The 18,728-nt window shown below is 71.6% G+C and carries 20 protein-coding genes; 14 read left to right on the top strand and 6 right to left on the bottom strand.

Going from position 1 to position 18,728, the window contains the following annotated elements; all coding sequences use genetic code 11:
- Positions 1–39: 39 nt before the first annotated feature.
- Together AB0C17_RS15010 and AB0C17_RS15005 are read left to right on the top strand one after the other, a co-directional pair.
- Positions 40–540, top strand: a complete 501-nt coding sequence (locus tag AB0C17_RS15010) for a SigE family RNA polymerase sigma factor (protein ID WP_357381583.1) — start codon at positions 40–42, stop codon at positions 538–540.
- On the top strand, positions 533–1,411 hold the full coding sequence (locus AB0C17_RS15005) for a hypothetical protein (protein ID WP_357381585.1): 879 nt from the start codon (positions 533–535) through the stop codon (positions 1,409–1,411). Before AB0C17_RS15010 ends, AB0C17_RS15005 begins: the two co-directional genes overlap by 8 nt.
- 43 nt (positions 1,412–1,454) lie before the next feature.
- On the opposite strand, the gene AB0C17_RS15000 is transcribed toward AB0C17_RS15005, so the two are convergent.
- Positions 1,455–3,038 (bottom strand): acyl-CoA carboxylase subunit beta, encoded by a 1,584-nt coding sequence (locus AB0C17_RS15000; RefSeq protein WP_357381588.1) that lies wholly within the window; start codon positions 3,036–3,038, stop codon positions 1,455–1,457.
- Between the two features lie 96 nt (positions 3,039–3,134).
- Here AB0C17_RS15000 and AB0C17_RS14995 point away from each other — a divergent pair, with 96 nt between their 5' ends.
- Entirely contained in the window at positions 3,135–4,007 is an 873-nt protein-coding gene (locus tag AB0C17_RS14995; protein ID WP_357478896.1) for a biotin--[acetyl-CoA-carboxylase] ligase, read from the top strand.
- 142 nt (positions 4,008–4,149) lie between these two features.
- Complete coding sequence (locus AB0C17_RS14990) at positions 4,150–4,719, top strand: PH domain-containing protein (RefSeq protein ID WP_357381592.1); 570 nt, start codon at positions 4,150–4,152, stop codon at positions 4,717–4,719.
- 57 nt (positions 4,720–4,776) lie between these two features.
- Here AB0C17_RS14990 and AB0C17_RS14985 read toward each other — a convergent pair whose 3' ends face one another.
- Together AB0C17_RS14985 and AB0C17_RS14980 are read right to left on the bottom strand one after the other, a co-directional pair.
- On the bottom strand, positions 4,777–5,466 hold the full coding sequence (locus AB0C17_RS14985) for a GtrA family protein (protein WP_357381594.1): 690 nt from the start codon (positions 5,464–5,466) through the stop codon (positions 4,777–4,779).
- 62 nt (positions 5,467–5,528) lie between these two features.
- Positions 5,529–6,065, bottom strand: coding sequence for a GtrA family protein (locus AB0C17_RS14980; RefSeq protein ID WP_357381802.1), 537 nt, complete (start codon positions 6,063–6,065; stop codon positions 5,529–5,531).
- Positions 6,066–6,554: 489 nt separating this feature from the next.
- Here AB0C17_RS14980 and AB0C17_RS14975 point away from each other — a divergent pair, with 489 nt between their 5' ends.
- The 4 genes from AB0C17_RS14975 to AB0C17_RS14960 are packed head-to-tail and all read left to right on the top strand — an operon-like array spanning position 6,555 to position 11,303.
- Entirely contained in the window at positions 6,555–8,396 is a 1,842-nt protein-coding gene (locus tag AB0C17_RS14975; protein ID WP_357381597.1) for a phosphoenolpyruvate carboxykinase (GTP), read from the top strand.
- Positions 8,397–8,436: 40 nt separating this feature from the next.
- Positions 8,437–9,300 (top strand): hypothetical protein, encoded by an 864-nt coding sequence (locus AB0C17_RS14970; protein ID WP_357381599.1) that lies wholly within the window; start codon positions 8,437–8,439, stop codon positions 9,298–9,300.
- Positions 9,301–9,340: 40 nt separating this feature from the next.
- Positions 9,341–10,501 (top strand): geranylgeranyl reductase family protein, encoded by a 1,161-nt coding sequence (locus AB0C17_RS14965; RefSeq protein ID WP_357381601.1) that lies wholly within the window; start codon positions 9,341–9,343, stop codon positions 10,499–10,501.
- Between the two features lie 31 nt (positions 10,502–10,532).
- The gene (locus tag AB0C17_RS14960) at positions 10,533–11,303 is read left to right on the top strand and encodes an isoprenyl transferase (RefSeq protein WP_357381603.1); all 771 of its coding nucleotides are present in this window, start codon (positions 10,533–10,535) and stop codon (positions 11,301–11,303) included.
- A 65-nt stretch (positions 11,304–11,368) separates the two neighbouring features.
- Here AB0C17_RS14960 and otsB read toward each other — a convergent pair whose 3' ends face one another.
- From otsB to AB0C17_RS14945, 3 genes are all read right to left on the bottom strand, one after another.
- Positions 11,369–12,193, bottom strand: a complete 825-nt coding sequence (otsB, locus tag AB0C17_RS14955) for a trehalose-phosphatase (protein WP_357381605.1) — start codon at positions 12,191–12,193, stop codon at positions 11,369–11,371.
- A gap of 69 nt (positions 12,194–12,262) precedes the next feature.
- Entirely contained in the window at positions 12,263–12,616 is a 354-nt protein-coding gene (locus tag AB0C17_RS14950) for a hypothetical protein (protein ID WP_013284062.1), read from the bottom strand.
- Between the two features lie 163 nt (positions 12,617–12,779).
- A complete protein-coding gene (locus AB0C17_RS14945) occupies positions 12,780–13,220 on the bottom strand; it encodes an XRE family transcriptional regulator (protein ID WP_357381608.1) in 441 nt (146 codons plus the stop codon).
- Positions 13,221–13,484: 264 nt separating this feature from the next.
- Here AB0C17_RS14945 and AB0C17_RS14940 point away from each other — a divergent pair, with 264 nt between their 5' ends.
- From AB0C17_RS14940 to AB0C17_RS14915, 6 genes are all read left to right on the top strand, one after another.
- Positions 13,485–13,826 (top strand): hypothetical protein, encoded by a 342-nt coding sequence (locus AB0C17_RS14940; RefSeq protein ID WP_357381610.1) that lies wholly within the window; start codon positions 13,485–13,487, stop codon positions 13,824–13,826.
- A complete protein-coding gene (locus AB0C17_RS14935; protein WP_357381612.1) occupies positions 13,823–14,248 on the top strand; it encodes a hypothetical protein in 426 nt (141 codons plus the stop codon). The genes AB0C17_RS14940 and AB0C17_RS14935 overlap by 4 nt, the downstream gene beginning before the upstream one ends.
- Positions 14,249–14,559: 311 nt before the next feature.
- On the top strand, positions 14,560–15,966 hold the full coding sequence (locus AB0C17_RS14930) for a PhoH family protein (RefSeq protein WP_357381614.1): 1,407 nt from the start codon (positions 14,560–14,562) through the stop codon (positions 15,964–15,966).
- A 233-nt stretch (positions 15,967–16,199) separates the two neighbouring features.
- Positions 16,200–16,892, top strand: a complete 693-nt coding sequence (locus AB0C17_RS14925) for a transglycosylase SLT domain-containing protein (RefSeq protein WP_357381616.1) — start codon at positions 16,200–16,202, stop codon at positions 16,890–16,892.
- Between the two features lie 103 nt (positions 16,893–16,995).
- A complete protein-coding gene (locus tag AB0C17_RS14920) occupies positions 16,996–17,652 on the top strand; it encodes a rhomboid family intramembrane serine protease (RefSeq protein ID WP_357381618.1) in 657 nt (218 codons plus the stop codon).
- 105 nt (positions 17,653–17,757) lie between these two features.
- Positions 17,758–18,726 (top strand): NAD(P)/FAD-dependent oxidoreductase, encoded by a 969-nt coding sequence (locus AB0C17_RS14915; RefSeq protein WP_357381620.1) that lies wholly within the window; start codon positions 17,758–17,760, stop codon positions 18,724–18,726.
- Positions 18,727–18,728: the final 2 nt, after the last annotated feature.

Raw genomic sequence — 18,728 nt, 5'->3', positions numbered from 1 at the left:
CAGGCGTCTCCCCTGCGACCGTCACTCGGGAGGTAGCAGGTGCCGGACGTCGACGGGTTCGACGAGTTCTACCGGGGCAGCCGGCAACGGCTGCTCGGTTTCGTCTTCGTGCTCACCGGCAACCTCGCCGAGGCGCAGGACGCCGTGCAGGAGGCGTACATCCGGGCCTGGCAGCGATGGTCCACGGTGCGCCGGTACGACGACCCGGAGTCCTGGGTGCGGGTGGTGGCCAGCCGGATCGCGGTGAGCCGCTGGCGCAGCCTGCGCAGCCGGGCCCGCGCCTACCTGCGCCACGGCGCCGAGGAGAGCGTGCCGGCGCCGAGCACCGACACGGTCGAGGTGGTGGCGGCGTTGCGCCGGCTGCCCGAGGAGCAACGCGTCGCCCTCGCGTTGTACTACCTGCTCGGCATGCCGGTGGCCGAGGTCGCCCGGGAGACCGACGCGCCGGTCGGCACGGTCAAGGCGCGGCTGTCCCGGGGCCGTGCCGCCCTGGCCGAACTGCTCGCGGTAGTGGATCTGGAGGAGCCCGCCGATGCGTGACGACGACCTGGCATTCATCGACGCGATGCAGCGGGACCTGCGCGACGTCCGCTGGGCGGAACCAGCCGAGCTGCGGGCACGCGCCCGGCGTCGCAGCCGCCGCACGGTGGCCGCCGCGGCGGTGGCGGTGCTGGCGCTCACCTCCGGTGCCGCGTTCGTGGCGGCCGGCCGTGCCGCCGCACCGGCACCCGCACCGGCGCCGGTCGCCGCCAGCCAGTCGGCGATCCCGTGGAGCGCCGCGGAGGTGCCCGCCGAGGTGCTGCTGCAACCGGTCGACCTGCGGCCGGCCGGCATCACGCCGTGGAACGACACCGGACTCGACGAGGAGATCCGGCTGGACCAGATGCTGGAGGTCTGCCGGCAGGACCAGGGCCTGCGGACGGAGTGGGTGAGATCCCGCTACTCGCGGTCGGTGACCCTCCTGCGGCAGCGGCCGGGCACCAGCGACCCGTCGGAACGGCAGCCGGTGGCCCTTCAGGACGTCTACCGCCTCGCGGCGCAGGACGGCGAGCGGCTGTTCGACGGGCTGCCCGCGCTGCTGGCGCCCTGCCGCACATGGCGATCCGCGGGCCCGGTGGAGTGGAAGGGCAAGCGGATCCAGGCGGAGGTCGTCCACTCCTGGCAGACGGTCGACAGCGGCTTCGCCGGCGACGAGTCGGTGCTCGTGCGGCACACCGTCGGGAAGGGCCGGCGGCTGGACACCGGAGCGCCGCTCGGTGCCGGGAGCCCGCCGAGGGACCAGGCGGTGGTGCGGGTCGGTGACCTCGTCACGGTGCTGCGCGCCGGGGCGGGCGGTGACGACGTGGCACTGCGGGATCTGGCCCGGGTCGCCGCCGAGCGGATGTGCCGCGCCGCGAACCCGGCCTGCTGACGCCGGTGCCCCCGCCGCCGACCCGGCGGGGGCACCCGACGCACTACAGCGGGATGTTGCCGTGCTTCTTCGGCGGCAGCGTCTCGCGCTTGGTGCGCAGCACCCGCAGCGCCCGCACGATCTGGGTACGCGTCTCGTGCGGCGGGATCACCCCGTCGACGTAGCCGCGCTCGGCCGCGATGTACGGGTTGGCGAGCGTGTTCTCGTACTCGGCGATCTTCTCGGCGCGCACGGCGGCCGGGTCGTCGGCGTTCGCCAGATCCGAGCGGTAGAGGATGTTCACCGCGCCCTGTGCGCCCATCACCGCGATCTGCGCGGTCGGCCAGGCGAAGTTCAGGTCCGCGCCGAGGTGCTTGGAACCCATCACGTCGTACGCGCCGCCGTACGCCTTGCGGGTGATGACGGTGACCTTCGGGACGGTGGCCTCGGCGTACGCGTAGATGAGCTTCGCGCCGCGGCGGATGATGCCGTCCCACTCCTGGCCGGTGCCGGGCAGGAAGCCGGGCACGTCCACGAAGGTCAGCACCGGGATGTTGAACGCGTCGCAGGTGCGCACGAACCGGGCCGCCTTCTCCGACGCGGCGATGTCGAGCGTGCCGGCGAACTGCATCGGCTGGTTCGCCACCACGCCCACCGGGCGCCCCTCGACGCGACCGAAACCGACCACCATGTTCTGCGCGTACAGGGGCTGCACCTCGAGGAACTCACCGTCGTCGAGCACGTGCTCGATGACCCGGTGCATGTCGTACGGCTGGTTGGCCGAATCCGGGATCAGCGTGTCCAGCTCCCGGTCGGAGTCGGTGACGTCGAGGACCGCCGGGGCGTCGAAGACCGGCGGCTCGTCCAGGTTGTTCGACGGCAGGTACGACAGCAGCGCCTTGACGTACTCGATCGCGTCCTCCTCGTCGGTGCCGAGGTAGTGCGCGTTGCCGCTGCGGGTGTTGTGGGTGCGGGCGCCGCCCAGCTCCTCCATGCCCACGTCCTCGCCGGTGACCGTCTTGATCACGTCGGGGCCGGTGATGAACATGTGCGAGGTCTGGTCGACCATGACTGTGAAGTCGGTGACCGCCGGGGAGTAGACGGCGCCGCCCGCGCACGGGCCCATGATGAGCGAGATCTGCGGGATGACGCCGCTGGCCCGGACGTTGCGGAAGAAGATCTCGCCGTAGAGGCCGAGGGACGTGACGCCCTCCTGGATCCGCGCGCCGCCGGAGTCGTTGATGCCGACGACCGGGCAGCCGATCTTCATGGCGAGGTCCATCAGCTTGACGATCTTCTCGCCGAAGACCTCGCCGAGGGAGCCGCCGAAGACGGTGAAGTCCTGCGAGAAGACGCAGACCTGCCGGCCGTCCACGGTGCCGTAGCCGGTCACCACGCCGTCGCCGTACGGGCGGGTCTTCTCCAGCCCGAAGTTCGTCGAGCGGTGCCGGGCGAACTCGTCCAGCTCGACGAACGAGCCTTCGTCGAGCAGCATCTCGATCCGCTCGCGGGCGGTCTTCTTGCCCCGCGCGTGCTGCTTCTCGACCGCCCGCGCCGACCCGGCGTGCACCGCCTCGTCGAGCCGTCGCTCCAGGTCCGCCAGCTTGCCGGCGGTGGTGTGGATGTTGAACCCGGTGTCGGTAGTCACCCGTGGAATATAACGATGGTTCAGGTGAAAGAGGCTGTGCAGTGCGCCTCACCGCTTCCCGGCGACCGGCGAGCCCGGTGGCCGTAGGCTGGCGGGATGCCCGGCTCGCCGTACACCGATCTGGACCGACCGCCGCTGTCGGCGGCCCGGCTGCGGCGCGCGCTGATCGCGCCGAACGGGCCCTGGCACCGGCTGGAGCTGCGGGCCGAGACCGGCTCGACGAACGCGGACGCGGTGGCCGCGGCGCGGGCCGGTGAGCCGGAGGGCCTGGTGGTGGTCGCCGAGCGGCAGACCTCCGGCCGGGGGCGGCGGGGCCGCGTCTGGCAGTCGCCGCCGCGCGCCGGCCTCGCCACGAGCGTGCTGCTGCGGCCGGGAGAGGCGGTCCCCGAGCGAGGCTGGGCGCCGGTGCCCGTCACCGCGTACGGCTGGCTGCCGCTGCTCGCCGGTGTCGCGCTGGTCGAGGCGGTACGCCTGCTGGCCGAGCTGGACGCGCGGCTGAAGTGGCCCAACGACCTGCTGGTGGACGGCGCGAAGTGCGCCGGGGTGCTGGCCGAGGCGGTGCCCGGGGAGACCGACCGGCCGCCCGCGATCGTGGTCGGTGTCGGGCTGAACGTGACGCTGCGCGCCGACGAGCTGCCGGAGAACCCGACCGGCCTGCCGGCCACCTCGCTCCAGCTCGCCGGCGCCACCGCCACCGACCGCGATCCGCTGCTGCGGGCGCTGCTGCGCTCGCTCGCCGACTGGTACGAGCGCTGGCGGGACGCCGGAGGCGACGCGGAGGCCAGCGGGCTGCGCGCGGCGTACCTGGCCGGGTGCGCCACGGTCGGCCGCCGGGTGCGGGTGCTGCTGCCCGACGGCAGCGAGGCGCACGGCACCGCGACCGGGGTGGACGCCGACGGGCAGCTCCTGGTCGAGACGGACGCCGACACGCTGCGGCTCGCCGCGGGAGACGTGCTGCACCTGCGCTGAAAGGAAGGGCACCCTCTTAACGCCTCCGGTAGAGGAAGGGCCCCCTTTTAACAACCACTGGCAGCCGTCCGCGCGGCCGATGCCGGGCGGACGCGCCGACCGGTTACGGTCAGCGCGTCCGGTTCTGCGAGGAGGTTCCGCCGTGGCGTTCCCCGAAGACGTGCTCACCGAGGACGAGCACGTCGTGTTACACCTGCACCCGCACTGGAAGGCCCTGATCCGGCCGATCCTGGTGCTCGTGCTCGCCGTCGCGGCGGTCGTCGCGGGCTGGCTCCTGCTGCCCGACGGCAGCGGCGGCACGATCGCGCTCTACGTGATCGCGGCGGTCGGCCTGGCGCTCGTGCTGTGGCTGGGGCTGTGGCCGTTCCTGGTCTGGCGCACCACGCACTACCTGTTCACAAACGAGCGGGTGCTGCTCCAGCAGGGGGTGCTGTCCCGCAACCGGCGGGATCTGCCGCTGACCCGGATCAACGACCACGCCATGCACCAGCGTTTCGTGGAGCGGCTGCTCGGCTGCGGCACGCTGACCATCGAGTCGGCCGGTGAGCGCGGTCAGTCGGTGTTGCACGACGTGCCGGGTGTGGACCGGGTGCAGACGAAGCTCTACGAGCTGGTCGAGGCGCATCACGACAAGCACAGCCTGGGCGACGGCGAGATGCGCGAGATCCTGGCCGACATGGCCGAGGGCAAGTCCCTGCGCGACCAGCCCTGACCCGTTCGACGGAGAAGGCCGGCACCCCTCGTCAGGGGCGCCGGCCTTCTCCGTCGTTCAGCGGCGGGCGCGGCGGGGCTGGAGTTCCGCGGCGATTTCGGCGTCCAGCTCGGCGCCGAGCGCGCCGCCCAGTCCGGCGTCCGCGGGTGCGGGGCGGCCCCGGGGTGGCGCATAGTCGGCCGGCCGGCCCGGAGGCGGTTCCTCCTCCTCCAGCTCGCTGACCGACTCGGCCAGCTCGGCCACCGGGTCCATCTCGGCGACGTTGTCCCACTCGTCACGCGGGACCGAGTGCCAGGTCTCCTCGGCGTGCTTGGCGACGGGCTGGAAGACGAACGTCCGGTAGGACCAGAAGCGGAACAGAGTGGCCAGCAGTACGCCGATGGTCTTGGCGACGTTCAGGGCGAGCAGGCCGTGTACGCCGAGACCGTACTTGGCCAGGGCCAGGACGCCCAGTTCGATGACCAGGCCCGCGCCGTTGAAGAGGAAGAACAAGACGTATTCGCGCCGGAGTGCCGATTTCGGTCGATCACGGTACGTCCAGTGACGATTCATCAGATACGACGTGATCGTGGCGACAATGGTCGCGATCACGGTCGCCTTCAGCTGACCGTCGCGGAAAACCGTGAGTGCGAGAGCATTGAACACGGCGTAATTGATGACGGTGTTGATGCCGCCGACGATGCCGAATTTGAGCGCCTCGTGGATGAACTTCTGCCAGCGCTCGGGCAGCAGACGGACTCCAGGCATGCGGAACACCTTAGGCAGTTGGCTGGGCCGGCTGGGCCCGGCGGGTCGGGATGGGCGGGTTGTCACGCCCCGGACTCTCGGTCGTGGCTCGTTGCCGTAACGGGAGGTGTTCCCGCCTCGACGAAGACGAACCGTCGGTACGACCAGAACCGGAAGAGCGTGCCCAGGCCGGTGCCGACGATGAAGCTGGCGATGTTGTCGGCCAGGGGGGTCTTGAACACCGCGGGCCAGAGCGCGCCCAGCCCGTAGTGGCTGATCGCCAGGCAGGCCACCGCGATGCCGAGGCCGACCGCGTTGAAGAAGAAGAACAGCGCGTACTCGCGGGCCGGGTTCGACCGCTGCCGGTGCCGCCACGTCCAGAACCGGTTGCCGAGGAAGGCGACGGTCGCGGCGATCACCGTGGAGACGGTCTTCGCGGCCAGTGGCGGCATGTCCCGGCCGCTGGACAGATAGTTGAAGAGGACGAAGTCCACGACGAAGGCGAGCCCGCCGACGGTGGCGAACTTGCTCAGCTCGTGGATGAGGTGGCCGAAGCGGTCGCGCAGTGCTCCGATCGGACCCCGGCGGGTCTGCGGAGCCCCCGGTTGGTCTCCGGTCATCGTCGCGGCCACCCGCTGAGCGTACCGGTTGTCCGGTAACCGGGCGGACTCCAACGGCGAGTCGGCCACGACGGCTTCGCCGCGGCCGTCGCGACCGGCCCGCCCCGTTCGGGGAGGCGTCGCCCGTTCTCGATGTCCGTGAGCAGAGCGTAACGCGCTGTGCGAATCTGTGGAGCGCATCACGGAATCGTCTTTCGCGACATGTTCGTACGCGCCCGTGATCGGGCTTCACGGCCACTCCGGTGACGGACCGCGCCGTCGAAGGTTCACCGCAGGATTTGCGTGAAACTGCGCGCGAAAGCGGGTATCAGATCGTGAAGCCGCAGCGTGGCCGTACCTTGTGCAGTTCTTCACAACCAGTCCCACTGACTGACGGGGCAGTCCGGTTTACGCTGAGCCCAATCCCAGGTTTCCACGAGGCGGCGCACCAGCCCGCCGGAACTCGTGCACCCCATAGATCGGTCAGCGTCGACCACAAGGAGAAGTGACATGGTTGCTCCGGCTGCTGTTCGGGGTATCGATCAGGCCCCGACGTCCCACCCCAAGCTGCTCGCCTGGGTTCGTGAGGTCGCGGAACTGACCACCCCGGACCGCGTGGTCTGGGTGGACGGATCTGATGAGGAGTGGCGCCGCCTCACCGACGAACTCGTCGAAAACGGCACCCTGATCCGACTGAATCCCGAGAAGAAGCCCAACTCGTTCTACGCGCGTACCGATCCCACGGACGTCGCCCGGGTGGAGGAGCGCACCTTCATCTGCTCCGTCGACGAGGCGGACGCCGGCCCCACAAACAACTGGATGGCGCCGGCCGAGATGAAGCGGACGATGACGGAGCTGTACCGCGGCAGCATGCGCGGGCGCACCATGTACGTCATCCCGTTCTGCATGGGTCCGATCGAGGCCGAGAACCCGATGTTCGGTGTCGAGATCACCGACAGCCCGTACGTCGTCGCCTCGATGCGGATCATGACCCGGATGGGCTCGTCGATCCTTGCGGCGATGGGCGACGACGCGGACTTCGTGCACGCGCTGCACTCCATCGGCGCCCCGCTCGCGCCGGGTCAGCAGGACGTGGCGTGGCCGTGCAACGAGACCAAGTACATCTCGCACTTCCCGGAGACCCGGGAGATCTGGTCCTACGGCTCCGGCTACGGCGGCAACTCGCTGCTCGGCAAGAAGTGCTACTCGCTGCGTATCGCCAGCGTGATGGGGCGCGACGAGGGCTGGCTGGCCGAGCACATGCTGATCCTCAAGATCACCTCGCCGGAGGGCAAGGTCTTCCACATCGCCGGCGCCTTCCCGTCGGCCTGCGGCAAGACCAACCTCGCCATGCTGGAGCCGACCATCCCGGGCTGGAAGGTCGAGACCATCGGCGACGACATCGCCTGGATGCGGTTCGGTGAGGACGGCCGCCTCTACGCGATCAACCCGGAGTACGGCCTGTTCGGCGTCGCGCCCGGCACCGACTGGAAGACCAACGCCAACGCCATGCGGACGCTGGACCGGGGCAACTCCATCTTCACCAACGTGGCGCTCACCGACGACGGCGACATCTGGTGGGAGGGCATGGGTGAGCCGCCGGCGCACCTGATCGACTGGAAGGGCAACGACTGGACGCCGGAGAGCGAGGGCCTCTCCTCGCACGCGAACAGCCGCTTCTGCACCCCGATCACGCAGTGCCCGATCCTGGCCGACGACTACTACGACCCGAACGGCGTGCCGATCGACGCGATCCTGTTCGGCGGCCGTCGCCGGGACACCATCCCGCTGGTCACCGAGGCGCGCGACTGGGTGCACGGCGTCTACATGGGCGCGACGCTCTCCTCGGAGACCACCGCCGCCGCCTCCGGCGCGGTCGGCGTGGTCCGCCGCGACCCGATGGCCATGCTGCCGTTCATCGGCTACAACGGTGGCGACTACTTCCGGCACTGGATCGAGATGGGCAAGGGCGCGGACGGCGACGAGTCCAAGCTGCCCAAGATCTACTACGTCAACTGGTTCCGGAAGGACGCCGAGGGCAACTTCCTCTGGCCGGGCTTCGGCGAGAACTCCCGCGTGCTCAAGTGGATCATCGAGCGGCTGGAGGGCCGGGCCGAGGCCGTGGAGACGCCGATCGGCATGGTCCCGGCGCAGGACGCGCTCGACGTCGAAGGTCTGGACATGACCCCGGAGGACGTCCGGATCGCGCTGAAGGTCGACCCGGACGAGTGGCGCAACGAACTGCCGCTGGTCACCGAGTGGTTCGAGAAGTTCGGGGACAAGCTCCCCGGCGTGCTCTGGGCCGAGCTGGACGCGCTGCGCGCCCGGCTGGACGCGGAGCCGCAGAAGTAACAGGTGTGCCTGTTGCCCGCACCGGGCAACATCGGATGCCATGAGGACGGCCGCTGAACCTGTCGAGGTCCGGCGGCCGTCCGCCGTCCGGGCGCTCACCACGCTGCTCGCCGTGACCGCGGCGGCCACCGTCGTGGTCGAGCTGCTGAACTACTGGTACGCCCCGGAGCAGGAGTTCGGTCTGGCCGTACGCACCGGCTGGGCGATGCTCCGGTCGCTCGGTTTCCTGCTGCTGATCGGGCACGTGAACAACGGCCGGGTGGGTGCCCGGCCGTTCGGGCTGATCCTGGCGGTGACCACGATCTTCGCGGTCGGGCGGCTGATCGTGCCCCGGCAGGGGGTGCCCGCGCTGCCCGGCCTGGTCGGGTTCGCCGTGCTCACCGCGCTCTGCGTCGCCGTGGTGGTGCTGCTGTACCGCTCCGAGACGATCCGCGCCCACCTGGTCCGGCACCGCAAGGGCCTGGTCGTCGAGGGCGGGACGATCGCCTGGCGGGAGGTCGCCCCGAAGCGCCCGCAGGCGAACGGCTGGCTGCTCACCGCCCGGGTCGCGGCGTTCACCTACAGCCCGCTGATGCTGGTGCCGGCGCTCGTCGCCACCGGTGCCGTGCTGGACGGGCGGCTGTCCGCCGTACCGGCTCTGGTCCTCTGGTTCGGCGCGGGCATCGCGGTCAGTTACGCCGTGCTGTTCTGCACCGCGTTCCTGCTGCGCGACAAGGCATGGGCACGCCGGGCGCTCGTCGTGGTCACCCTCGGCGTCCTGGCGATCGACCTGCCGCTGTGCTGGTGGCTGCTCGGCACCGACGGCCTGATCAGAGACGGCGCCCCCCTCGTCACGGCAGCGGCCCTCTGTCTCTACTCCCTCCACCGCGCCACCGGACCCCGTTTGATGCCGTCAACCTCATGATCGTCGCCCGGGGCGGGGTGCGGCGGGGGAGGATGAGGGCGTGTGGGACGTCGTGGTGGTGGGGGCGGGGCCGGCCGGAGCCGCGGCGGCGCTCGGCGCGCGACGGGCCGGGGCGGCGCGGGTGCTGCTGCTCGACCGGTCCGACTTCCCCCGCGACAAGGCCTGCGGGGACGGCATCGCCGCGCACGCGCTGGACGTCCTCGCCGAGCTGGGCGTGACCGGGGCGGTCGACGGCTACTCGCCGCTGCCCGCGCTGCGCCTGGTCGGCCCCGGCGGCGGCACCGTCGCGCGGACGCTGCCCCGGCCCGCGTACACGGTGCCCCGCCAGGTGTTCGACGCACGCCTGGTGGCGGCGGCGGTGGCGGCCGGCGCGGAGCTGCGGCGGCACACGGTACGCCGGGTGGAGATCGCCGCCGACCGGGTGCTGCTCGACGGGGAGTTGTCCGCGCGGGCGGTGGTGGGCGCGGACGGCGCCGGATCGGTGGTACGCCGCGCGCTCGGGCACCCGGTCAACCCGGACCGGCACCTGGCGCTCGCGATCCGGGGCTACGCGCCCGCACCGGCCGGGCCGCCGGAACAGTTGATCGTCACCTCGGCGGCGCGCTGGCCCGCGTACGCCTGGGCCTTTCCGATCGGCGACGGGCGCGCGAACGTCGGGTACGGGGAGGTGCTGCGCGGCGAGCCGCTGACCCGCGCGCACCTGCTGGACCGGATGGCCGCGCTGCTCCCCGGCGTCGACCCGGCCACGGTGACCGGCCTGCGGGCGCACCACCTGCCGCTGTCCACCCACCGGCCGGCGCCCGGCCGGGGACGGGTGGTGCTGGCCGGGGACGCGCTGTCGCTGATCAACCCGTTCACCGGCGAGGGCATCTTCTACGCGCTGCGCTCCGGGGCCCTCGCGGGCGCTGCGGCGGCCGGCTCCCCGGCCGGGGCCGCCCGGGTGTACGCCGCCACGTTGCGCGCCCGGCTCGGCACCCACCTGCGGCACAGCTCCGTGGCGGCGTGGCTGGCCCGGCGGCGCCGGGTGGTCGACGCGGTGGTCGGCGCGGCCGGGCGGGACGAGCGGGTCTACCGCACGGTGGTGGAGCTGGGGCTCGGCGACGGCCGGCTGGACGCGCGCACGCTCATGGCGATCGGGGCGGACCTGCCGCGACCGCGCCGGAGCGGTTCGCCCTCAGGTGATATGCCACCGAGACACTGATCTCTCCCGCGGGTCGCTACCCTGCAAGGTGATGACTCTGCGGAAACTCCTCTACTCCGTGTACGAGCGCCGGCTGACGGCGAAGCTCGCGGGCAAGCCCGTACCCGCACACGTCGGCGTGATGTGCGACGGCAACCGCAGATGGGCCCGGGAGATGGGCTTCGTCGACCCGAACGACGGCCATCGGATGGGCGCCGAGCGGATCAAGGAACTGCTCCGCTGGTGCGACGCGGCAGGCGTCGGGCACGTCACACTCTGGCTGCTCTCCACCGACAACCTTTCCCGCCCGGCCGCCGAGCTGGACCCGCTGCTCCAGATCATCGAGGACCTGAGCACCGAGCTGGCCGAGGAGGGCAACCCCTGGCGGCTGCGGATGGTCGGCGCGCTCGACGTGCTGCCGGCGCAGCACGCCGCCGCGCTCAAGGCCGCCGAGGAACGCACCCGCGACCGCGACGGCGGGGCTCAGGTGAACATCGCTGTCGGGTACGGCGGGCGGCGTGAGATCGCCGACGCGGTCCGCTCGCTGCTGCTGGAGCACGCGGCGAGCGGCGGCACGCTGGAGGAGCTGGCCACCTCGATAGACGTCGACCACATCTCCGAGCACCTCTACACAAAGGGGCTGCCGGACCCGGATCTGATCATCCGGACCAGTGGCGAGCAGCGGCTCTCCGGTTTCATGCTCTGGCAGAGCGCGCACTCGGAGTTCTACTTCTGCGAGCTGAACTGGCCCGACTTCCGCAAGGTCGACTTCCTGCGGGCCCTGCGCTCCTACGCCACCCGCCAACGCCGCTTCGGCACCTGACCCCTCGCCGCAGCCCTCTCGCCCCGCCCCCGCCCCGCCCCGCCCCGCCCCGGCGGGCCGGGGTGTCAGCGGAGGTGGGGCAGGGCTGAGGTGAGGAAGTCGGCCAGGGCGGCGGGGGAGTCCAGGGTCATGTCGGCGGCGTCGGCCACCTCGTGACCGGTCTCCGGGTTGGCGACCGCGACACAGACACCGAGGAAGTCGGGGTCGTCGGCGGCGCGGGCGCGCAGCGCGGCGAACGCCTTGATGTCGGAGACGTCGTCACCGAAGTACCAGGCGCCACCGGCGTCCCGGACCGTCTCGCCGATCACCATGCCCTTGTCCCGGTCGACAGGGGGCTTCAGTTCCAGCACCATCCGGCCCGGCTGGGCGCGCAGCCCCAGCCGCTCGGCCTGGGCCCGGCCCCACTCCTGCACCAGCTCGCCGAGATGCGGGGCGGTACGCCAGTGCAGCGCCACGGAGAGCCGCTTGAACTCGACGAGCGCGCCGGGCGGCAACTCGGCGCGGGCCTGCTCGGCCAGCTCGGACATCGTCGGCACCCACGGCAGGGCGGCCGGCTCGGTGACCGTCTCACCGCCGGAGTGGCTGTGCTCCAGGCCGTAGAGCCCGTACAGGTCGATGCCGGCGAGGCCGCCGAGGTGGTCGCGGAGGAAGTCCACCGGGCGGGCGGAGACGATCGCGATCCGGCGGACGTGCGGGGCGAGCGCCTCCAGCGCGGTGAGCACGTTGGGCGCGGGCCGTACGGCTGTGGGATCGTCGTCGACCGGCGCCAGGGTGCCGTCGAAGTCGAAGAAGAGGACGACGTCACCCGCGCGGGCGGCGGTCGCACGCCAGGCGTGCTCCGCGTTCAACGGGGTCTTCGGCTGCTGGTTGCCCAGATTCAACGGCGGCACGCGCGTCAGCGTACCCCGCGCCGGGCGGCGTATTCGTGGCCGAGATGCGACGTCGGAACGACGTGGGGATCAGCGTTCGGCGGCTCCTCGTCCCCGGCGGCCGAACGGCACCACTGCCGCCTCCTGCCCGTGGCTGAGCAGGTAGCCCTCCACGAAGCCGGTGTTGCGGTCGCCGGTGTGCGCCTCGATCTCGTTGAGCCGCGCCACCAGGAACTCGGTGAGCGCGCTGACGCGGTCGTTGAGCCGATCGTGCAGCTCGGCGACGACGGCGAGGATCACCGCGGTGCCGGCCGTGGTGAGCGCGAAGAGGTTGACGACCAGTGGGAGCTGCCCGCCGTCCAGTACGCCGACCACCACGTTGCCGGTCACGCACGATGTCAGCGACACCACCGCGACCACGACTGCCAACCATTTCAGGGTCATGGACAGACCCCTCCTTCTGTCCCGCAGGGCTGGGTTCGGCTGTGTCCCGTCCCCCCGCCGATGACGAGCCCCTAGCAGTACAAACGTGGACGCTAGCGGGTCCGATCCGTCCCCGCGGCGAAACGATCGGGTCTGCTCATCCGTTCTTTCGCCATCTGAGGAACTAGCCCGCCTGTTTCCCCCTATTTCGGACACCGCCCGGCAGGGTCGGGCGGTATGCGAGGTAACGGATGGTTTCTCGGATGTGGAACTTCTCCGCGTCGGAGACGTTCGGGTCGACCAGCCGGCGCAGCAGCGCCTCCACGTCCGGGTCCATCGGGGGCGGTGCCGGCACGGTGCGCGGCCCGGCGGCCCGGTCCCAGCCGAGCGCGGTGAACGCGGCGGCCGGGTCGAGCCCGAGCCCTTCGCAGAAGGCGACCACCCGCTCCGCCTCCGGGTCGCTGGCCCAGTCGCCGCGTACCCATCGGTTGATGGTCTGGCGGGAGACGCCGGTGCGCCGGGAGACCTCGGTGCCGCTCCAGGCGCGCAGCGCGCGGGCGTCGTCGAGCGCGCGCCGGACGAAGGTGGCGAAGGCGATCTTCCGTGCGTTGGCCGTCTCGGTCACCCCGTGACGGTACGGCCAGTCGGTCCCGAGGGGGTGGCTCGGCACGCTGCTGTCACGCTGACGGGACGCCGGTCCGGGATTTCCGGTAAACGATCCAGTGCTGCTCAGGAGGGGTGTCACCCGGGCAGAATAGATGGACACGAGTGCAGCGGCAAAGGGCTGAAAAGCTGATACTGTCACGCTCATGAGACAGCTTACGGTGTGTCACGTGCCTGAGACGACGAGTGCTCACATGCGTCACTCCGCGGGTGCCGAGGGGGTCTCGTGACCGAGCTCGCGACCCGTGCCCAGGCCTTCGGGCTGATCGCGGACGGAGTGTCCGCCGGGCTGAGCGCCCCCTGGCGTCTCTACCTCGCCCGCGGGTGCCGGTACCTCTCGCTCAGCGTCGGCGACCGGGGGGAGTGGGACGCCTGGCGGACCCACCTCGGCTGCCCCGAGCTGAGCGTGCGGGTCTACGACTCCGGCGGGGAGATCCGCCGGGCGTCGGTGGCCGAGGTGGTCCTCGACGGATGCCGGATCAGCGTCGAGCTGGTCGAGGAGGTCAGCACCGACGACCTGGAGCGGCTGCTCGTGGTCGACCCACTGCCCGGGACGGACGAGCGATGACCCCCTTTCTCGCCGTGGTGCTCGTCCTCGTGCTCGGCTCCACCTGCTACGCGGCCGGCCGCCTGCACGGTCAGCTCAGCTACCGCATCGGCTACCGGTTCGGTTACCGTCAGGGCTACTTCGACGGCGACCGGGGTGCCTGGAACCGCCGTCGCCGCGACGCCCAGGCGGCGATCGCCTCGGCGCTGTCCGGTCCCGGCCCGACGGTGGTGACCTCGGCCGGGCGCTCGGCGGTGCCGTTCGCCGGCACCTCGGTACCCGCCGTGGTCGCCGCCCGGCCCGGCTCCGCCCCCGCGGTACGGGTCACCGCGACCGCCCAGCTCGGTGCCGTCGGCCGGGTGGGCACCACGTACACCGGCTCGTCGTTCGGCGCGGCCGGCGCCGGACCACGGGCCGGCACGTTGGTGCGCCGGCAGAGCTGAGGCCCGCGCCGCATCGCGGCGCTCGACGACCGGCCGGGGTGCGCGCAGGGGGCATGCATCCCGGCCGGTTGCGGTCCGCCCGTCACTCGCACAGGTGTACGTCCGGCGAAGACGACGCTTGATCCACGCGCGCCTCTAGCCGCGCGGCCCCGAGGCGATTAGCGTCTAGGCATGGCACGGGGTTTTCCCGGGCCAGCCGGACAGCCCGGACCTGCGTCCTCGCACACGGGGCCCGCATCCGACCCCGTGTCCTCCGGGCACCGGAAGAGGCGGAACTCGGGTGGCCGGGTGCCCATCCGCGGAGCAGGCCTGTGACCACTCGCCGTACCCCCGCCGGAGCCGAGCAGACCCCGGCCTCGACCGCCCCGACCCGCCGGACCACCCGCAGCCGCCGCGCCGCCGCCGCGGAGGCCGAGGAGCCCCGACCAGCCGGCCCGGCCTTCGTGCTGGACACCTCGGTCCTGCTGTCCGATCCGGCGGCGTTCCACCGCTTCGCCGAGCACGAGGTGGTGCTGCCGCTGGTGGTGATCTCCGAACTGGAGGGCAAGCGGCACCACCCGGAGCTGGGCTGGTTCGCCCGCCAGTCGCTGCGCATGCTGGACGAGTTGCGCGTACGGCACGGCCGGCTGGACCGCCCGGTGCCCGCCAACGACCAGGGCGGCACGCTGCGGGTGGAGCTGAACCACACCGACGACGGTGTGCTGCCGCCCGGCTTCCGCAACGAGTCGAACGACGCGCGCATCCTGTCCGTGGCGCTCAACCTGGCCGCCGAGGGGCGTCAGGTCACGCTGGTCAGCAAGGACATGCCGCTGCGGGTGAAGGCTGCCTCGGTGGGCCTGCGCGCCGACGAGTACCGGCACGGCCAGGCCAGCGATCCGACCTGGACCGGGATGGCCGAGCTGGATCTGGCCGAGGAGGAGATCGGCCGGCTGTACGCGGGCGAGGCGCTCGACGTCGACGTGGCGGCGGGACTGCCCTGCCACACCGGCCTGGTGCTGCACTCGGGCCGGGGCTCGGCGCTGGGCCGGGTGCTGCCGGACAAGACAATCCGGCTGGTCCGGGGCGACCGGGAGGCGTTCGGCGTGCACGGGCGCTCGGCGGAGCAGCGGATCGCGCTCGACCTGCTGCTGGACGAGTCGATCGGCATCGTGTCGCTCGGTGGGCGGGCCGGCACCGGCAAGTCCGCGCTGGCGCTCTGCGCCGGCCTGGAGGCGGTGATGGAGCGACGCCGGCACAAGAAGGTGATCGTGTTCCGTCCCCTGTACGCGGTCGGCGGTCAGGAACTGGGCTACCTGCCCGGGTCGGAGTCGGAGAAGATGTCGCCGTGGGCGCAGGCCGTCTTCGACACGCTCGGCTCGGTGGTGCACGAGAACGTGCTGGAGGAGGTCACCTCGCGCGGGCTGCTCGAGGTGCTGCCGCTGACCCACATCCGCGGCCGCAGCCTGCACGACGCGTTCGTCATCGTGGACGAGGCGCAGTCGCTGGAGCGGGGCGTCCTGCTCACCGTGCTGTCCCGGATCGGTCAGGGGTCGAGGGTGGTGCTCACCCACGACGTGGCCCAGCGGGACAATCTGCGGGTCGGCCGGCACGACGGGGTGACCGCGGTGATCGAGGCGCTGAAGGGGCATCCCCTCTTCGCGCACGTCACGCTCAGCCGATCGGAGCGTTCTCCGATCGCCGCCATGGTCACCGATCTGCTGGAGGACATCCCGGGCTGAGTGCCGCATTTGCACTATTTCATCCCGATATTAGGGGTGACGCAGATCACTTTTCGGCCTGGCCATTTCCCACCGGCCTCACCGTGCGCGATGGTGTCCATCGAGCGTCACCTACCACTCCAGCGCCGGACACGGCCCGGAGTCACACCGGTACCGGTGCGCTCACGGCACCCGGCGTGACCCGACCGTGGCCCACGTGTGCCGTGTCCCTGCCCCCGACGAAGGGAAACTTCGTGAGTCGGCTGTGGAGCCGGTTCGGCGCCCGTACGGCCGCTGTCGCACTGCTCTCCGTGGGCGTCGCAGGCGGCTTCTACCTGGGCGAGGATCGACAGACCCAGCAGCAGGGCCTGACCGCACAGGTCGGCCTGGAGGTCGACCAGGCGGAGCACGCGTACCAGCGTGAGCGGCTGTCCGACCACCGCGTGGACTCGTCGCGCAAGCGTGCCGCCGAGTACCAGGCGAAGCTGCGTGCCGCCGCGGCGGCGAAGGAGGCCGCCGAGCGGGCCAGGAAGGCCGAGGCGGCCGCCGCGTCCCGCAAGAAGGAGCGGGACGCCGCGGAGGCGGCCGAGAAGGAGGCGAAGGTCAAGCCGTACAGCGGCCCGATCCCGTCCTCGTGCGCGGAGTACAGCGGCAACCGGAAGGTCGGTTGCGCCATCATGCTCGACAAGGGCTTCGGCATCGACCAGTTCCCCTGCCTGGACAAGCTCTGGACCAAGGAGAGCGGCTGGAACCCGAAGGCCTCCAACAGCTCCTCGGGGGCGTACGGGATCCCGCAGGCCGTGCCGGGCAGCAAGATGGCCTCGGTGGCCGACGACTGGAAGACCAACCCGGCGACCCAGATCACCTGGGGTCTCGGCTACATCAAGGGCCGGTACGACACCCCCTGCGGCGCCTGGCAGAAGTCGCAGAGTTCGGGCTGGTACTGACATCACCACGACGGCGGGACACACCGGCAGACCCGGGTGTCCCGCCGTCGTCGTGCCGCCGCCCGACTGGCGGCCCGCCGCATTTGCTGATAGCTCTTGGTAGGTGACCTGGCACGGCGGCCCCAGCGGCGACCCCCATCGGTTCGGCACCGACGCGTTCTACGCGGCGCTCGGCCGGGCCTTCGTCGCCATGTGCGCGGTCGTGCCGGTGCTGTTCCTCATCGAGGCGCTCGACGTCGGCCTGCGACTCGGCCTCGACTACACCGCCGGCATCATCCCGCAGCGGCTCCAGGGCCTGGACGGCGTCTTCTTCTCGCCGTTCCTGCACGCCGGGTGGAACCACCTCTACAGCAACAGCATCCCGCTGATCCTGCTCGGCACGTTCGTGCTGGCCGCGGGCACCCGCCGGTTCCTCTGGTCCACCGGGGTGATCATCCTGGTCAGCGGTCTGGGCGTCTGGTTCACCGGCTCACCCAACTCGGTGGTGGTCGGCGCCAGCGGCGTGATCTTCGGATACCTCGGCATCCTGCTCACCCGGGGCGTGGTGGAGCGCAGCTGGTGGAACTTCGCCGTCGGCCTGCTGGTCGGGTTGCTCTACGGCTGGCAGCTGCTCGGCATCCTCCCCACCGACGAGCGCATCTCGTGGCAGGGGCACCTGTTCGGGCTGCTCGGTGGCGTGGTCGCGGCGATCCTGTTCCGGCGCCGCAACGACGCCGGCGAGTCCGACCGTCTCGGCTCACCGAGGATGACGCTGCCCTGACGGCGCGTTGATCGAAGCGCGGGACGTGCTTGCCCGCGGCCACCCGCCCGCCTACCGTTTCCGCATCAGCACGGGGTGATCCGAAGCGGAAAGTGACGGTACGCCATGCGCGAGGTCGATGTCGCCGTGATCGGGGCCGGTCCCGCCGGGCTCTTCGCCGCCTACTACGCCGGTTTCCGTGGACTCTCCGTGTCGGTGATCGACGCGCTGCCCGAGCCGGGCGGCCAGGTCACCGCGATGTACCCGGAGAAGCTGATCCTCGACGTCGCCGGCTTCCCCGCGATCAAGGGCCGTGAGCTGGTCACGAACCTGGTCGCCCAGGCCGCGCCGTTCCACCCCGACTACCGCCTCGGCGTACGCGCGGAGAAGCTGTCCTACCTCGACGGCCGGCCGGTGCTCGGCCTGGCCGGCGGTGAGCAGCTCACCTGCGGCGCGGTGCTGGTCACCGGCGGGCTCGGCAGCTTCACGCCCCGGCCGCTGCCGGTCGCGGAGAGCTTCACCGGCGGCGGGATCGTCTACTTCGTGCCGCAGCCGGCCGAGCTGACCGACAGGCACGTGCTCATCGTCGGCGGCGGCGACTCGGCTTTCGACTGGGCCGCCACGCTCGCCCCGCTGGCCCGGTCGGTGACGCTCGTGCACCGGCGGGACCGCTTCCGGGCACACGCCGCCACCATCGAGCGCGTCCGCGCCCTGCCGGTGCGGATCGTGGTGAACGCCGAGGTGAGCCGGCTGTACGGCGAGGAGACGGTCACCGGCGCCGAGCTGACCGTACGCGGCGGCGAGGTGGAGACGCTTCCGGTGGACACGGTGGTGGCGGCGCTCGGCTTCACCGCCGACCTCGGCCCGCTCGCCGAGTGGGGGCTGAACCTCGACCGGCGGCACATCGTGGTGGACAGCGCGATGGCCACCAACCTGCCCCGGGTGTTCGCGGCCGGGGACATCACCGAGTACCCGGGCAAGGTCCGCCTGATCGCGACCGGCTTCGGCGAGGCCGCCACCGCCGTGAACAACGCGGCCGTCGTCATCGACCCGGCCGCGCACCTGTTCCCCGGCCACTCCTCCGACGGCACCTGACG

This window comes from Micromonospora sp. NPDC048887, from assembly GCF_040649715.1.
GTDB lineage: Bacteria > Actinomycetota > Actinomycetes > Mycobacteriales > Micromonosporaceae > Micromonospora.
The sequence above is the reverse complement of the archived record's forward strand: the minus strand, read 5'-3'. Positions and strand labels throughout refer to the sequence as shown.

Excerpts from the sequence above, each read along its gene's own strand:
- AB0C17_RS15005 (WP_357381585.1), top strand. The coding sequence starts at position 533 with ATGCGTGACGACGACCTGGCATTCATCGACGCGATGCAGCGGGACCTG.
- AB0C17_RS14995 (WP_357478896.1), top strand. The coding sequence starts at position 3,135 with ATGCCCGGCTCGCCGTACACCGATCTGGACCGACCGCCGCTGTCGGCG.
- AB0C17_RS14985 (WP_357381594.1), bottom strand. The coding sequence starts at position 5,466 with ATGCCTGGAGTCCGTCTGCTGCCCGAGCGCTGGCAGAAGTTCATCCAC.
- AB0C17_RS14980 (WP_357381802.1), bottom strand. The coding sequence starts at position 6,065 with ATGACCGGAGACCAACCGGGGGCTCCGCAGACCCGCCGGGGTCCGATC.
- AB0C17_RS14975 (WP_357381597.1), top strand. The coding sequence starts at position 6,555 with ATGGTTGCTCCGGCTGCTGTTCGGGGTATCGATCAGGCCCCGACGTCC.
- AB0C17_RS14970 (WP_357381599.1), top strand. The coding sequence starts at position 8,437 with ATGAGGACGGCCGCTGAACCTGTCGAGGTCCGGCGGCCGTCCGCCGTC.
- AB0C17_RS14960 (WP_357381603.1), top strand. The coding sequence starts at position 10,533 with ATGACTCTGCGGAAACTCCTCTACTCCGTGTACGAGCGCCGGCTGACG.
- AB0C17_RS14950 (WP_013284062.1), bottom strand. The coding sequence starts at position 12,616 with ATGACCCTGAAATGGTTGGCAGTCGTGGTCGCGGTGGTGTCGCTGACA.
- AB0C17_RS14935 (WP_357381612.1), top strand. The coding sequence starts at position 13,823 with ATGACCCCCTTTCTCGCCGTGGTGCTCGTCCTCGTGCTCGGCTCCACC.
- AB0C17_RS14915 (WP_357381620.1), top strand. The coding sequence starts at position 17,758 with ATGCGCGAGGTCGATGTCGCCGTGATCGGGGCCGGTCCCGCCGGGCTC.